Source organism: Parvimonas micra, assembly GCF_037482165.1.
Lineage (GTDB): Bacteria > Bacillota > Clostridia > Tissierellales > Peptoniphilaceae > Parvimonas.
This window is the reverse complement of record NZ_CP148048.1, coordinates 443035-459716: the sequence shown is the minus strand read 5'-3', so window position 1 is coordinate 459716 and position 16682 is coordinate 443035. Positions and strand designations below refer to the sequence as shown.

The 16682-nt window shown below is 27.0% G+C and carries 18 protein-coding genes; all 18 read right to left on the bottom strand.

Annotation, left to right across the window (positions count from 1 at the left end; all coding sequences use genetic code 11):
- Position 1: 1 nt before the first annotated feature.
- On the bottom strand, positions 2-229 hold the full coding sequence (dltC, locus tag WFJ11_RS02290; RefSeq protein ID WP_293438696.1) for a D-alanine--poly(phosphoribitol) ligase subunit DltC: 228 nt from the start codon (positions 227-229) through the stop codon (positions 2-4).
- A 10-nt stretch (positions 230-239) separates the two neighbouring features.
- Positions 240-1754, bottom strand: coding sequence for a D-alanine--poly(phosphoribitol) ligase subunit DltA (dltA, locus tag WFJ11_RS02285; protein ID WP_338817592.1), 1515 nt, complete (start codon positions 1752-1754; stop codon positions 240-242).
- A gap of 380 nt (positions 1755-2134) precedes the next feature.
- Entirely contained in the window at positions 2135-2506 is a 372-nt protein-coding gene (locus tag WFJ11_RS02280) for a RidA family protein (RefSeq protein ID WP_293438692.1), read from the bottom strand.
- 17 nt (positions 2507-2523) lie between these two features.
- A complete protein-coding gene (rsfS, locus tag WFJ11_RS02275) occupies positions 2524-2832 on the bottom strand; it encodes a ribosome silencing factor (protein WP_293438690.1) in 309 nt (102 codons plus the stop codon).
- Positions 2833-2836: 4 nt separating this feature from the next.
- The gene (gene nadD / locus WFJ11_RS02270) at positions 2837-3982 is read right to left on the bottom strand and encodes a nicotinate (nicotinamide) nucleotide adenylyltransferase (RefSeq protein WP_338817591.1); all 1146 of its coding nucleotides are present in this window, start codon (positions 3980-3982) and stop codon (positions 2837-2839) included.
- Positions 3982-4278, bottom strand: coding sequence for a ribosome assembly RNA-binding protein YhbY (yhbY, locus tag WFJ11_RS02265; protein WP_009732731.1), 297 nt, complete (start codon positions 4276-4278; stop codon positions 3982-3984). Before yhbY ends, nadD begins: the two co-directional genes overlap by 1 nt.
- Before the next feature lie 12 nt (positions 4279-4290).
- Complete coding sequence (gene obgE / locus WFJ11_RS02260) at positions 4291-5556, bottom strand: GTPase ObgE (protein WP_338817590.1); 1266 nt, start codon at positions 5554-5556, stop codon at positions 4291-4293.
- 72 nt (positions 5557-5628) lie between these two features.
- The gene (gene rpe, locus WFJ11_RS02255) at positions 5629-6288 is read right to left on the bottom strand and encodes a ribulose-phosphate 3-epimerase (protein ID WP_338817589.1); all 660 of its coding nucleotides are present in this window, start codon (positions 6286-6288) and stop codon (positions 5629-5631) included.
- Positions 6289-7164 carry a ribosome small subunit-dependent GTPase A gene (gene rsgA, locus WFJ11_RS02250; RefSeq protein ID WP_338817588.1) on the bottom strand — a complete coding sequence of 292 codons (876 nt, stop codon included), beginning with the start codon at positions 7162-7164 and terminating at the stop codon, positions 6289-6291.
- 1 nt (position 7165) lies between these two features.
- The gene (pknB, locus tag WFJ11_RS02245) at positions 7166-9106 is read right to left on the bottom strand and encodes a Stk1 family PASTA domain-containing Ser/Thr kinase (RefSeq protein WP_338817587.1); all 1941 of its coding nucleotides are present in this window, start codon (positions 9104-9106) and stop codon (positions 7166-7168) included.
- Positions 9100-9852, bottom strand: a complete 753-nt coding sequence (locus WFJ11_RS02240) for a PP2C family protein-serine/threonine phosphatase (RefSeq protein WP_009372446.1) — start codon at positions 9850-9852, stop codon at positions 9100-9102. Before WFJ11_RS02240 ends, pknB begins: the two co-directional genes overlap by 7 nt.
- A 307-nt stretch (positions 9853-10159) precedes the next feature.
- Positions 10160-10447, bottom strand: coding sequence for a hypothetical protein (locus WFJ11_RS02235; RefSeq protein ID WP_338817586.1), 288 nt, complete (start codon positions 10445-10447; stop codon positions 10160-10162).
- A gap of 9 nt (positions 10448-10456) precedes the next feature.
- Positions 10457-11653 carry a S41 family peptidase gene (locus tag WFJ11_RS02230; protein ID WP_338817585.1) on the bottom strand — a complete coding sequence of 399 codons (1197 nt, stop codon included), beginning with the start codon at positions 11651-11653 and terminating at the stop codon, positions 10457-10459.
- A 12-nt stretch (positions 11654-11665) separates the two neighbouring features.
- Entirely contained in the window at positions 11666-12862 is a 1197-nt protein-coding gene (locus WFJ11_RS02225; protein ID WP_009372321.1) for a murein hydrolase activator EnvC family protein, read from the bottom strand.
- A gap of 9 nt (positions 12863-12871) precedes the next feature.
- Positions 12872-13768, bottom strand: coding sequence for a permease-like cell division protein FtsX (gene ftsX / locus WFJ11_RS02220; RefSeq protein ID WP_338817584.1), 897 nt, complete (start codon positions 13766-13768; stop codon positions 12872-12874).
- Positions 13755-14444: a cell division ATP-binding protein FtsE gene (gene ftsE / locus WFJ11_RS02215; RefSeq protein ID WP_009732814.1), complete on the bottom strand. Its 690-nt coding sequence runs from the start codon at positions 14442-14444 to the stop codon at positions 13755-13757. The genes ftsX and ftsE overlap by 14 nt, the downstream gene beginning before the upstream one ends.
- A 139-nt stretch (positions 14445-14583) precedes the next feature.
- A complete protein-coding gene (gene ptsP, locus WFJ11_RS02210; protein WP_338817583.1) occupies positions 14584-16248 on the bottom strand; it encodes a phosphoenolpyruvate--protein phosphotransferase in 1665 nt (554 codons plus the stop codon).
- Between the two features lie 46 nt (positions 16249-16294).
- The gene (locus WFJ11_RS02205) at positions 16295-16555 is read right to left on the bottom strand and encodes an HPr family phosphocarrier protein (protein WP_009372701.1); all 261 of its coding nucleotides are present in this window, start codon (positions 16553-16555) and stop codon (positions 16295-16297) included.
- Positions 16556-16682: the final 127 nt, after the last annotated feature.

The following is a 16682-nucleotide window of genomic DNA, read 5'->3' as shown; positions in this document are numbered from 1 at the left end:
TTTACTTCCTACTGTTTAAAAATTCAATTATTTTATTTGGAGTATTAACAACTTCCTTATCTAATTCCATTATTCCTAAAGTTATTCCCAATCTTTCTTCAACTTCAACAATAAATCTAACAAGTCCTAGAGAATCCATTAGACCTTCTTCAAAGATATTTAAATCAGGTGTGTCTCTTAAATCCTCTTCACAAATGTCTTCTAAAATTTCAAAAACTTTTTCTTCCATAATAATCTCCCTATCTATTTTCTATTATTTTCTTCAATTCTTTTCTATCAACTTTTCCATTATTATTCATTGGTAATTTTTCCAAAAATCTAAATTTTTTTGGTATCATATAACTTGGAATATATTTTTTTAACTCTGCCTTTAAAAATTTTGCATACTCTTTTTCATCAGAAACATTTTTACTTACAACAAATGCTGTAATACTCTTTACTTTATTGTCTGAATCATAATTTGGCAATGCACAACAAGAGCTTATTCCACTAATATTTAAAAGATTGCTTTCAATATCTCCAAGTTCAATTCTATAACCATTTAATTTAACCTGAAAGTCTTTTCTATTTGAGAAAAATAAATTACCGTCCTTATAATATCCTAAGTCCCCTGTTTTATAAGCTCTTTCATTATTATCTGTAGTAAAAAAAACTTTTTCAGTTTGAATAGGATTCTTATAATAGCCACTACTTACTGTATCTCCTATTATTACAATCTCACCAATTTCTCCATCACCAAGAATTTTTTCGTCATCTCTAATTTCAATTCTACTTCCATTTTTAACATCTCCAAGTGGAAGTATATCAAATTTTTCTAAAACTTCATCTGTAATTAAAATATCAGTAACACATACTGTTGACTCAGTCGGCCCATAAGTGTTAATTATTTTTGCATTTGGAAATCTCTTTTTTAATCTTTGTGCTGTTTTTTTAGTAAGAACTTCTCCACAGAACAGAAAATATTCAATATTCTTTATATTATCAGAATTAAATTCCTGTAAGGATAAACACATGTCTGCAAACGAAGGTGTAGAAACCCAATTTGTAATTCCAGATTTTTCTAAATTTTCATAAAGTTTATAAAAATCTTGTTGTTTCTCCTTAGTTATAGCAAATAAAGTAGATTCTGAATATAAAGATAAATATAAATCCATTACTGATAAATCAAACGAAAAAGGTGCTTGATTTAAATAAACTTTATTTTTTTCGTTTCCTACAACATTGTGAATCCAACCAATATAATTATTTAAATTATCATATGTAATCTGAACACCTTTAGGTTTTCCAGTACTTCCAGATGTAAAAATTATATAAACTATATCTTCTGGTTCAATTTTATATAGATTTTCATTTGAAATATCATCATATTTTTCATCATAAATAATATCTAAAACATCTTTTCTGTTTAAAACGCTAAATTTTTTATCAACATCAAAATCCTCTGTAAAAATAGAAAATTTTGAATCGGTAGCAGTCAACACATCTTCAACCCTATTTCTAGTAAAAGAAATATCCATAGGACAATAAGGATGTCCTGATTTTGTACAAGCTAAAAAGCTAACTAACATTAAAAAATCTTTATGCCCATAAACTGCAATTGCATCTTTATTCCCAATCCCAAAATTTTTCAGAATATATTTTGCAAGTCGATCTGAATATAACATAAGTTCCCTATATGTAATGGATTTATCATCACATATATAGGCAATTTTTTCCGAACTTTTATAACTATTAAAAGTTTCTAAATACCCCACAAAAAATCCTCCCAATCATAATAAATTATAAAGTTAATCTCGCCACAATAGTAATCGTTTTATTTTACTTATAATTTAATATATATAATTCATACAATATTATTAAAATATCAAACTCAATTTCAGATAAAACATATCACTACTAAGCATACATATTTTATAATAGTAACTTTAAATAAAACTAAAATACTAAATACATTAGCAATAATTATTATCCTATAAAATATATTATAACAAAATTATAAGAAAAACAAAAGACTGAAACTACAACTATAAACAAATATTTCAACTTTTTTATATAAAAAATATATTATTTTAATAAAAAAATATATTATTGCAAAAAAATACTGATGTATCTAAACATCAGTATAAAATATTTTTTAAACAGCTGCTACTGCTTCAATTTCTATTAAAGCGTCTTTTGGTAATTTAGCAACTTGAACTAATGCTCTGGCTGGTTTATGATTACCAAAGAATTCAGCATATACACCATTAATTGCTTCAAAGTCATTCATATCTTTTACAAAAACATTAACTTTAACAATACTTTCTAAATTTCCCCCACCTGCTTTAATAATTTCTAAAACATTTGTTAAACTAGCAAGTGTTGCTGCCTTTATTTCAGTTTGTAATTCTCCGTTTGTAATTGGTAATTGTCCAGAAACAAATATTAAATTACCAACTTTTCCAGCTTGTGAATAAGGTCCAATTGCTGCTGGAGCCTTATCAGTTTTTAAAAATTCTACGCTCATTTTCTTACCTCCTAAATCTATGCCCACAATCTTTCAAGATTGTAATAGCTTCTATAATCTTCTGTCATAATATGAACTATAATTTCTCCACAGTCCAATAAAATCCAATTTCCATCTTTATATCCTTCTATACTTAAACAGTCCATATTATTCTTTTTTAATTGGAACTCAATTTCATCGCAAATAGCTTGATTGTGATTAACTACACTTCCAGTTGCGATTACAAAATATTCAGCAATAGATGACTTACCTTTTAAATCAATACTTACAACATTTTTTGCAATCTTATCATCCAATGCTTTCAATATAATATCAAGTTTCTCCATAATATCACCTCATATTTACTAAATAATCTCTTGCTTTAATTGACAAGGGATGAATTTTTTGAGATTTTTTTTCTAAATATTCAAAACTATCGTTTAAAAATTTTATTATAGCTTTGTCAATATCATAATCTGCAATTTTTCTAAGTTCATCAACTGTATCATACTCTCTATTAGGCTCAATTTTATCTGAAATAAATAAAATCTTTTCAATTAAAGACATATTCTCTCTCGCTGTTGTATGATAACGAACCGCTGAAATTATTTCATTATCAAAGATACCATATATATCTTTACAAACAGCTGAACCTATTGGTGCATGTTGAATTTTTGGATTATTTTTTTCTTCAATATCCAATATTATATCAGAATTTAGCTTTTTATTCAACATATAATATTCTTCTAGGTTCTTTGCACAATCATGAACGAGACCACTTAAATAAGCCTTATTTTCATCAGCCTTATAAATTTTTGCAAGTCTTCTACAATAATCTGCTACTCTTAAAGAATGTTCATATCTATTCTTTGTAAGTTTTTCTTTTAAATCTTTTTTAATCTTTAGTATATCAAAATAATTAAGCTCTTCATAAATATAATTACTTACTTTTTCAGGCACAAGATATTTTATAGATTTTTTTTCATTAATTCTGTTCCTAATTTCGGTAGATGAAATAGAAATAACAGAATTTTTAATTATATTAATATCGTATTTTTCAATTATCTCTTTATTTTTTTCTAAAATAAAATTATAATCGTATTTTCTAAGAAAAACTATTACTGAAGTAAGCTCTAAAAGTTTTTCATATTTATACCAAGACCTTATATTTAAAAACTCGTCATCTCCCATTATGAAATAAAATTTATCTTCTCCATTGTAAAAATTTTCACTAATGGTATTATAAGAGTAATGAACTTTTGTAGAGTCATTTTCTACAAGAGAAATTTCAAAATTCTCATTATCTTCTAAAGCTAATCTTAACATATCAACTCTTGCATCAAAAGTGAACTTATCGATAGCTTTATGTGGAGGATTTGCATTCGGGAGAAAAACTATCTTATCAAGTCCCATTTCTAGCAAACAATCCTCTGCAATTTGTAAATGTCCGTTATGAATAGGTGAAAAGCTTCCACCAAAAATTCCAATTTTTTTCATTATTCTGGTAACTCTATTCTATTTTCATCTTTTCTTTTTCTTCTGTAAATAACAAATTTGTTTCCAATATGTTGAACAAACTCTGCTCTAGTTTTTTGTAAAACTAAATCTACTGTTTCTTTATTATCATCTAAATTGTTATTTAGAATTTTAATTTTTATAAGCTCTCTTTTCTCTAAAGCCAAATCTAGTTGTCTAATAGTTTCATCATTAACTCCATACTTGCCTATATTCATAATAGGTTCCATAGAGTGAGATAATGACTTTAGAAATGCTCTTTGTTTTGGATTTATCATATTTTCTCCTTACTATTCAAAAAATTCAAATTCCATTTCTCCAATTACAATGGATTGACCTTCTTTTACACCTTTTTGTTTTAATTCTTCAATTACTCCCTTATCAGTTAAAACTTTTTGGAAATATTTTAAAGAATCATAATCTTCAAAATTTGTTATATAAACTAAATAGTCGATAAGAGGTCCTTCAACATAGAATGTTCCATCTTCACTATAAATTTCATAAGCCTCTTTTTCAACTTCTTCTATATACTCATAATCTTCATCAAAAGTTTCATACTCAATTTCAATTTTTGATAATTCATCAAATATTTTATATTTTAATTCCTTTACTCCCATTTGAGTAACAGCAGAAATTTCCAATACTGTTCTATCTTTAAAATATTCTTTTACTCTTTTTAAATTCTCATCAGAAGTAAGTAAATCTATTTTATTTGCAACAATTATCTCTTTTTTATTTTTAATATTTTCATTATAAAGCTCTAATTCCTTATAAATTGTATTATAATCTTCAATAGGATCTCTGCCTTCAATTCCGGAAACATCTAAAACATGTACTAAAAGTCTTGTTCTTTCAACATGTTTTAAAAATTCAAAACCAAGTCCAATTCCCTCGCTAGCCCCTTCAATAAGACCAGGAATATCAGCTATTACAAATGATTTATTTTCTTCAACTCTACAAACTCCTAAATTAGGTTCTAATGTTGTAAAATGATAATTTGCAATCTTAGGTTTTGCATCACTTAAAACAGAAAGCAAAGAAGATTTTCCAACATTTGGAAGACCGACAAGTCCAACGTCTGCAATTAGCTTTAATTCTAATTTTATAGTTCTTTCTTCACCCTTTGTTCCAGGTTGTGCAAAACGAGGTGCTTGTCTTGTACTTGTGGCAAATCTTGCATTTCCCTTTCCACCTCGGCCACCTTTAGCAACTATAAATTCATCATCTTTAACTTTAAAATCATGAATAACCCTATTAGTTTCAAAATCCTTAATTAATGTACCAACAGGGACTTTTACGATTAAATCTTCTCCTTTTTTTCCATATTGTTTTTTTGTTTTTCCATTTTCTCCATTTTGAGCAAAGTAATGTTTTTTATATCTGAAATCCATAAGAGTTCTTACTCCCTCGTCAGATATAAAAATTACACTTCCGCCATCTCCTCCGTCGCCACCGTAAGGTCCACCATCAGGTTCATACTTCTCTCTTCTAAAAGAAACACAGCCATCTCCACCTTTACCGGCCTTTAATTCTATTTTTGCAATATCTATAAACATATTAACCTCTTTTTCTTATTTAATTTTAAAAAAGATTGAAAGCTCAATCTTTTTTTAATGACAAGCTCATAATTATTTTTCATAGTTTTTAAAAATTTCTTTATAAGCTCTAATTCTATTTTCTTTATCCGCAAAAACATCTGACCCTGAAACTATCAAATCTGCTCCAGCTTCAATAACATCTTTAACATTTGTGGTTTTTACACCACCATCAACTTCAACTATAACATTTAAATTTCTTTCTCTTATTTTTGCTTTTAAATTTTTTATTTTATCAATGGCTGAAGGAATGAAACTTTGCCCACCAAAACCTGGATTTACACTCATAATTAAAACTAAGTCCAAATCTTCTAATACATAGTCTAAAAATTCAATATTAGTTGCAGGATTTAAAGAAACTCCAGCTTTCATTCCTAATGATTTGATATAAGAAATAGTTCTATGAAGATGTTTACAAGCCTCATAATGTACAGTTAAAATATCTGCTCCTGCATCCTTAAAGTTTTGAACATATCTATCAGGGTCTTCTATCATCAAATGAACATCAAAAACCATATTTGTTAAAGGTCTTAATTGTTTAATTATCATTGGTCCAAAAGAAATATTCGGAACAAACATTCCATCCATTACATCTAAGTGTAAATACTTAACTCCATTTTTGTCTAATACTTCTATTTCAGATTTTAAATCTGTAAAATCAGCTGATAACAATGATGGTGATAATTCTAACATTTAATACCTCCTATTTTTTAGATATTCATTTAAGTAAAAGATATAACTGTCATATCTACTTTTACTTATACTTCCACTTTCTAATTTCGATTTTACATAACAATCCGGTTCATTGATATGTTTGCAGTCAGAAAACTTACATTTAGAGCCAAATTCAAATTCTACAAATGCATCCCTAATTTGAACTTCACTATCTATAAATTTAGTAAGATCAAGAGAAGTAAAACCAGCCGTATCAATGATGAATGAGTTATCAAAAAATTCATACAAAGTAGCAGCTCTTGTTGTATGTTTACCCCTTTTTGTCTTATTACTTATATCTCCAACCCAAATATTATAATCCGGATTTAAAAAATTTAAAATTGTACTTTTTCCAACTCCCGAAGCACCTGTAATAACTGAAATTTTATCTTTACAAATCTCTTCAAATAATTTTCTATTGTCTAAACTAATGCTATTAAAAATTATCTTATAACCAAGTTTATCATAAATATTTCTAAAATTAATTTCTGTTTCTTTATCAATTAAATCACACTTATTCAAACATAAAATTATTGGAATTTTCATTACTTCATAGTACATTATATATCTATCAATAATTTTATATGAAATTTCTGGGTCTTTTAAAGAAAAAACTATTATAGCTTGGTCTACATTTACAACTGGAGGTCTTAAAATTTCATTTTTTCTATCAAAAACTTCAACTATACATGCTGTATTATCAGCAAAAATCTCAATTTTGACATTATCTCCAACCATTGGAGTGAATTTTTGTTTTCTAAAAACTCCCCTAGCTTTTGACATATATCTACCAGTTTTAGTTTTTACATAATATAAATCTTTTGAAATATCAAATATAACACCAATTTCAAACATATTAATTCTCACCTGATAAAATAAGTTCTCCATTTACATAAACATTAAATTTTTCACTAGATTTTGCTTTTATATTTATTGTTAGCTTCCCGCCACCTGTAACCATAGTTTTTTCATATAGCTTTGTTTCACCATTTTCAGTATTTTTAGTTACCATTAAAAGATAATTCTTGTCTGGTTCATTTATTGTATACTTTTTAGTAACGGAATCAGCTTCACTATAAGAAGTCAAGTTTAACACATTGTCCTTAATTGTCTTTCCTGAACTTACAACAATATCAATTTTAGTAGATGCATCAACTTTTACACCTTTTCCATAAGATTGCCAAATTACAGTTCCTGCTTTTTGTGAATCAGCTTTTTTCTCTGTTTTACCAACAGCAAGTCCGCTATCATACAATGCCTTTATTGCATCAGCTTCAGTTTTCCCAATCAAATCTGGAACTTCTACCTTTTTATCTTCTTTTCCTCTACTTACTACAATGTCAATTTTAGTTCCTTTTTCAACTTCATCGCCATAGTTTACACTTTGACTTATTACTTTATTTTCATCAACTTTATCGTCATATTTTCTTTCAACTTTACCCAATGCCAAATTGCTCTTTTTTAATAGCTCTTCAACTTTTTCAAACTCAACATTTGATAAATTAGGAACAATTGTTTTATTCTTACCTACACTTACAGTCAATTCAACATTCGTTCCTTCTTTTGCTTCAGCATTTGGTGCTGGCGATTGTTGAACAATTTTTCCAGCTTCAACAGAATCATCATTCACAGTTTTTACTATAAGTCCATTAAGTTTCTTTTCTTTTAACACTCTAATAGCTTCATCTTTATCCAATCCAGTTACTGGAGGTACTTTAACAGTATTAGTAGCTTTATTAGAAACAGCTAATCTATATATAAAGAATACGGATGCGACTATAAGTAAAGCTAATACAACATAAGTTATACTATAATCGAAAATCCCCTTTTTCTTTTTTAGTTGTTCTCTGTTTTTATTATTATTTTTTATAATAGGTTTATTAAAATCATTTTGCTTATCAGCCTTATACACAGATTCTCTATAAAAAGCTCTATCGGTATTATCATTAAATGTAGCTCTTTGATTACTTCCTACATTCTTATCTTCTAAAGCTTTTATAAGACTTTCTGCACTTTCAAATCTATTTTCTGGATTTTTTTCCATACATTTTACAATTATAGAATTTAGCCAAGTTTCTAAATTTGGAACAAGCCTAATTGGTTCAACTAATGGTTCATTTATATGTTGCATTGCTATTCCAACTGCATTATCTGTATCAAAAGGAACTCTTCCTGTAACCATTTCATACATAACAACACCTAAAGAATAAATATCTGATTTTTCGTCAATAAATTTTCCCTTTGCTTGTTCAGGTGAAATATAATGCACAGTTCCAAGTACAGAAGAAGTATAAGTTATAGTTGAACTTGTAGCAATTCTTGCTATACCAAAATCTGTAACTTTAACATTTAAATTTTCATCAATAATAATATTATGAGGTTTGATATCTCTATGTATTATATGATGTTTATGAGCACAATCTAAAGCATTGGCTATCTGCTTAGAAATAGCAACAACAGCATTTGAATTTAATCTGCCCTTATCCTTTATTAATTCATTTAAAGTCTTACCTTTAATATATTCCATTACAATATAGTTAAAAGTCTTGCCATCTTCTATATGTTGACCTACATCGTAAATTTTAACTATATTTTGATTGTTTAAATTAGCAACAGATTGAGCTTCTATAACGAATTTTTTTATAAATTCTTTATCTTCAAGATATTGTTCCTTCAAAACTTTAACGGCAACAATTCTTTTTAAATAAATATCCTTAGCTTTATATACAATGGCCATCCCGCCAATTCCAACTTTTTCAATTACCTCATATCTGCCATTTAAAATTGATCCTAACATAAAATCTCCTCATCATTTTTAAAAATTCCAACAGTAACATTATCTCTTGCTAATCCACTTTTAACAGTAGATATAATATTATCAACCATTTCTTTTGCACTGTATTTAAAGTCTATCATTTCTGAAATTTCGTCATCATCAAGTTCATTTGTAAGTCCATCAGAACAAACAAGTAAAATATCTTTTGGCTTAATTTTAATAGATTCAACATCAACTTCAACATGTTTTTCCATTCCAATTGCTCTCAGAATAGAATTCTTATCATTATAATTTTTCACTTCTTCTTCAGTTAATGCACCACTTGAATATAAATATTGAACTAAAGAATGATCTTTTGTTAACATTCTAAAACTTTCGTCCTTAATATATATTCTACTATCTCCAACATGTCCGAAGTATAAAGTATTACCATCTATCAAAAGAACTTCTAAAGTTGTTCCCATTACTTTTTTAGAAATTTCTTCTTCTCCAGAATTTATTTCTAAATTAAGCTCATAAATAACTTTATTAGCTTCACAAAAAGCATCTATTAATAGGAGGGAATATTCGGAATATAGTTTATAATTATTTTTTATATAATTCATAACTATACTTACTGCACGACTTGATGCAATTTCTCCATTATCATGTCCTCCTACACCATCCGCTAAAATTAGAATATTTAGTTTTTCAAATTTTTCAAAAAGAAAATTGTCCTCATTATTTTCTCTAACATTTCCTTTATCCGAATTCATATAAAAAGACATAAAACACTCCTTTAAAATATCCTTTATGAAAACCTATAATTTTCATAAAAGTATTATATTCTAAATATCTTAATAAGTCAAGTTTTGTTTTTTAAAATGTTGATATTTCAATATTCTATTTTTAAAAATCAATTCTAAATTACAATATAATTTACCTACATTAGACATTTATTTAAAAATTTTTTACAAATAATTGAATTTTTTTAATCCAATTATTTATTATTATACAAATGACAATTTTGAATATAAGTAATTAATTATATACTAAAAAAGCAACCATAAAAAATTTATGATTGCTATATTTACATTATTCAATAATTTTTGATAAAATACCATTCAAATCCTCTATTATATAAAATTTCCCACCATATGAACTACCATCAAGTGGTCTAGGATTTATTAAATCATAATAATAATCTTCATTACTATCATCAACAATTTTAATAGTCTTATTCTCATCATAAACTACATTATATATTTTATCATTAGTCAAACTATCAACACCAAAAGTTTCTCCAACATATTTTACTCTCCCAATATACTCTAATGGAATTTTTTTATTGTATTCACTTTGATAAACTTTAATAGTCTTCATTTTTCCTCTTTATTTCAACAATTCAATAGCTTTTTTTAATTGTTCATCATCTTTTAAATGTTCTATTCCAGTTTTAGAATAATTCTTTTGTTCAACTTTATAATCAGGCTCTAGCCCAACTTTGTGTATTTTAGTTCCATTAGGTCCAAAATACTCAGCAATGGTCATCTTTATTCCTTCAGATTTTCCTCCATTATTTATAGGGAAAATAGATTGAATTATTCCTTTTCCAAAAGATTTTTCTCCAACCAATGTAGCTTTCTTATTATCATGAAGAGCAACACTTAAAACTTCAGAAGCTGATGCTGAACCTTTGTTAATTAAAACTACTATTGGAATATCTGTTCCTTTTCCTGTAGCTTTTTCAACCGTTTCTTTTCCTTTACTATCTACAATTTTCATAATTGTAGATTCAGGTAAAAGTTTATCAGCAACTTGCTTAACAGATGTCAATAGCCCTCCTGGGTTATTTCTAAGGTCAATAATTAAAGATTTTGCTCCTTTACTCAAGCCATCATCAATAGCCTTTTCAAAGTCAGTACCTGTTTTTTCAGCAAAGTTAGTAATTTGAACATATAAAATTCCATTATCTAAAAGTTTTGAATTTACAGATTCCGTAGTTATTTCTTCTCTCTTTAATGTGAAATCTAATATCTTTTCTTCAGAGTCTACAATTCTTTTAACTGTAACTTTGACCTCAGTACCAATTTCTTCATTACCTCTCATAAGTTTAACAGTTGACTCTAAATCATTCTTCTTTATTTCCTCATCATTGACTTTTACTATAATATCTTCTGCTTGTATCCCAGCCTTTTGGCTTGGACCACCTTTTATCGGTGCAACAACTACAATTTCTCCATTTTCATTTACACTAACTTGAACACCTATCCCAACAAATTTTCCTGTATTAGTTTTTTGAAGTTCCTTCATATCTTTTTCAGTCATATATTGAGTATAAGGGTCTCCCAAAGAAGAAAATATTGCTTTTTTAATTTCAGTATTCATTTTTTCATAATCAATATCGAAATAATACTTTTCTTTTATTGCATCAACAAAAGGTTTAAAACTACCATAATCAGAAGTTTCTTCAGTTTTAGTATTAGTAACTGGTGAAACTGATGAATTTTTTCCAGCTTTGTATGATATAAATGAGCTTAAAAATATCATCAAGACCAGAAAAACCGTAAGTTTTTTATTTTTTATCATATATTATTACTCCTAGTGATTCAAATATCTAAGTGGATCTACTGGTGAACCGTTATATCTAACTTCAAAATGTAAATGTGGTCCTGTTGAATTTCCTGTAGACCCTACTAGTGAAATAACTTGTCCTTTACTTACTTTTTGTCCAGCTCTTACAACCAAGCTTGAATTATGTCCATATACAATAACAATATTATTTGTATATTTAATCATAACAGCATTACCATAACTTCCATTCCATCCTGCAGAAATAACTACACCATCTGTTGCAGAGTAAACAGGAGTTCCTGTTGGAGCAGGAATATCAATTCCTCTATGTCTTTCTCCACCTTGACCAATTGGCGCATTTCTCCATCCAAATGGACTTGAAATTCTATAATATCCACTTAAAGGCCACATCATCTCTCCATTTGATGGACGAGAAGTTATCTTGCCTTCATCAATATCTTTTTGAATTTTCTTTTCGTTTATTCCTCTTAAAATATCTGCTTTTACTTTTTCTTCAAAGCTTATATTTGCATTTAGATTTTTAACTTTATTTTGTAATTGATCAATTTCTGATTTTGTATATTCAATATTTTGTTCCAATTTGGCAATAAGTTGTTTATTCTTTTCAACTTCTTCAGTATAAGCTTGATACTTTACTTCCATTTCTTTTTTCTTAACTACTTTTTCTTCTTTTCTTGCTTCTAATTCTTCTTTTTCTTTTTCCAAAGCAACTTTATCATTCTTCAAGCTTGTAATTAATTTCTTATCATAATCAGCAATTGATTGCATCATAAAATATCTTGAAATAAAATCTCTTATATCTGATGCAGAGAACAAAACTTCAATAGAATTTAAATCTTTATTACCATACATTACACGAACTCTTTTCTTAAAAAGTTCTTGATTTTCTGTAATTCTATCTTCTAAGATTGTTATTTTTTCTTTAGAAGCTTGAATTTCATCAGATATTTTAGATATTGCATCTTCTAACTCTGTAAGGTCTTTGTCTAACTGATCAATCTTTTTTTGCTTTTCAACAATTTCCTTGAACGCCTCATCCTTTTCAGTAGTCATATCTTGAATTGATTTCTTTTTATTTTCCAAATTCTTTTCTTGACTTTGTTTATCTTTCTTTAAATCATCTACTTTATCAGCATAAGAAATTATGCCTGAACCAAACATTGAAAACACAAGAATCCATGCTACAAATCTTCTCTTTTTCATCACAACCTCCTACACTTTCATATATTTTCTACTTGAGAATATTGATGCTAATACTCCGATACCAATACTTATTGCAAAATATGCAATAGCTACATAAATACCAAAAACATCAACTGGTAACAAATAATTTGAGAATATATTTCCTACTCCCCAAGCAAAGCTTTCATAAATATATTTATAAATAAAGAATACTATTGTAAAAGATATTCCAGCACCAATTATACCAAGTAACATACCTTCTACGATAAACGGCCCTGTAATACTCATATTAGTTGCGCCTATGTATTTCTTAATACTTATTTCTTTTCTCCTTGCTATAACTGTTAATTTAATTGTTATCGACATTATAAAGAAACTTACCATTAATAGTACAGCAACTAATGTAATTCCTACATATTTAACCATTTCCGATACTTTTGCTATCTTATCAACAATATCTTTATAATAAACTACTTTTTCTACATCTTTAACATTATATATGCTAGATGCAACAGCATTTGAATTTTCTATATTCTCAACCTTCAATTCAAAACTTTCAGGAAGGGCAGATTCCATACCCTCTAGTAAAAATGAATTTTCTTTCCATTGTTCTTTCATTTTTGCTAAAGCTTGTTCTTTTGAAACATAGTTTACTTCTTTTACATTTTCTATTTTTTGTAATTCTTCTTTAATTTTTGCAATCCTTTCGGATGTAACTTCAGGTGTTAAAATAACATCTATTTGATCAACCTTAGTCTTCATATCTTCTACTATATTATTAGCTACAAAAACTCCAAAAGTAATTCCACCTAGAATTAAAAGCATTGAGCAAATAGATACTATTGATGCAACACTCATAGATTTATTTCTCCAAACACCTACAAATCCTTCTCCTATGGCAGAAAAAAATCTTCTAATTGAACTCATCAAAATAACCTCCACGTTCTTCGTCATTAATCATTGCGCCATGATCCATACTTATAACCCTTTTCTTAAGTTTATTAACTATATCTTTATCATGTGTAGAAACAATAACTGTTGTACCTTTAGCATTTACATCCAAAAGTAACTTCATTATATCTTCTGAAGTATTTGGATCCAAATTTCCTGTTGGTTCATCAGCAATTAAATACTTAGGTCTATTTATAAGAGCTCTTGCAATACAAACTCTTTGTTGCTCTCCACCTGATAATTGATTTGGAAATGAGTCTGCTCTATCTGACAATCCAACTAGCTCTAAAATTTCAGTTACTCTTTTATTAATAACTCTTTTTGAAACTCCTAGAATTTGTAATGGATATTTTATATTGTCAAAAACAGTCTTACCTTCTAAAAGTCTAAAATCTTGAAATACAACACCCATTGTTTTTCTAAGTTGCGGTATTTTTCTGTTTCTCAACTTAACTATATTAACATTATCAACAATTATTTCACCTGATGTTGGTTTTATTTCTCTTAAAAGCATTTTTATGATACTTGTTTTACCTGCACCACTTGCTCCAATTAAGAAAACGAACTCTCCATCTTCTACTTTGAAACTAAGATCTTTCAAAGCACAAACGTCGTTTTTATATACTTTATTTACTTCTATAAATTCTAACAAAATATCACCTCAATTAAATTTCTAACCAATCGACAGTACTATTATATCATAAAATTTATAAAATGTAGTAAAAAAAGCAAAAAAAGTTACAAAATAATTACAAATATATTACAAATAATTAACATTTAGCAAAAATATTCTATTTATTATCAAAATAATATAAAACTGAACGTCCTGTTTTAAATTTATTTATGTTATCAAAAAAATCTAAATAGTTATTATGATCAAATAATTTTATTCTTTTCTTTATTTTTTGTAAAACATCATTAGTAACGCTGAACTCATCAATCCCTAGCAAAATTAAAAGTTCAACAGCATCTAATTCACTTGCAAAGTTTCCACACATTGAAACTATTTTTCCATTTCTATGAGCAATATCTACAACACGATGAATTGAACGAATAACTGATGGGTTATAACAATCATACAATTGTTGCATCTTAGAATTTTCTCTATCACATGCTAACATATATTGAACCAAATCATTTGTTCCAATACTCACAAAATCAACTTCTTTAATCAAAATATCAATAAGAAAAACTGAAGCAGGAGTTTCTATCATAATTCCAAACTCAATATTTTCATCAAAATCCACTCTCTCTTCTCTTAATTCATCTTTGATTTTTAATATTTCATTTTTTATCCACAAAACTTCATCTAATGTAGTTATCATTGGAATCATAATTTTTATATTTCCAAATGCAGATGCCCTTAAAATTGCCCTTAAATGTTTTCTCAATTCCTTATAAAATTCTTTATAAATTCTAAAACCACGTAATCCTAAAAATGGATTTTTTTCCTCATCCAACTTAAAAAACATAGATTTTTTATCAGCACCAATATCAAAAGTTCGAATTACAATAGGTTTGTCTGTACTTTGAGCAAGTTTTTTAAAAATTTCAAATTGATACTCTTCTGTTGGAGATTCATCAGACATAAATAAAAACTCTGTTCTAAACAACCCACATCCATCTGTACCATTCTTTAAAGATACTTCAAACTCTTCAAAACTTGAAATATTACTACATACTCTTATATACCTATTATTTTTGGTTCTTACTATATTCCTATCTAAAAATTCTTTTTGTGATGATTTCAATAAATTTTTATATGAATTAACTACATCTTCGTCAGGATTTAAAAACAATTTTTCTTGATTACAATCTAAAATACAATCAAAGTTCGTATCCTTTAACTCTTGAAAATCTAGAGAATCACATATTATATAAGGAATTTGTAAATTTTTTGCATATAAAGAAGCATGTGAAGTTTTTCCACCATTTTTTGAAACTATACCAATTAATTGATCTTTATATTTATCAATTATTTTTGGTGATAAATTTTCTGTAAAAAGTACAAATTTATTTTCATAAATTTTAATTTCTTCAGTTGATGTTAAAGTTCTAATAAACTCTTCTTGAATTGAAATATAATCATAAATTCTATCTCTCATATAGTCAGAATCTAGATTATTCAATTCATAGCAAATATGACTAATTGTCTCCTCTATTGATTTTTCTAAAGATTTATTTTCAGTCAATATTTTACTTTTTACACTATCTTTTAAAAATGGATCATCTATTAATTCAATATGAACATTTAATAAACTCTCTAATTTTTCATCTTGAACTTTTATCCTATCAGATTCTAAATAACTTGATAATAAACTTTCAAACCTTGTAATTTCTTTCTCTTTATCATTGTCAGATATTTTTTCTTGAATAAAATTCTTTTCATAAAACAAAGTAATTGCCTTACCATAAGCAATTCCATTAGAAACGGAAAATCCATCATATACTTTCATAATACTCCACCAAAAAAGCTTCTCTTTCGAGAAGCTATACTTAAAATTAATCAGCTAAATTTTCTATGAAGTTCACAACTTCCCCTAAAGTTTTCTCTTCATTTTCTCCATCAACTCTCAATGTTACTTCTGTTCCCTTAGAAATACCTAAACTCATAACATTAAAAATACTTTTCGCATCAGCAACTTTGTTATCTAAAATAATTTCAATACTTTCATCAAATTTCTTAACAAATTGAACTAAAGATGCAGCAGGTCTAGCATGTAATCCTGTTTCATTTTTTATTATAACGTTTTTTTCTATCATAATAAGCCTCCTAAGTTTCTAATATTTAAACTACATATATATTTTACCATTATTGTTTAAACAATTCAATAGTTTTACTAAATTTTTTAAAAACGTTTTTCATAACTAAAACAAATAATTCTTTAAA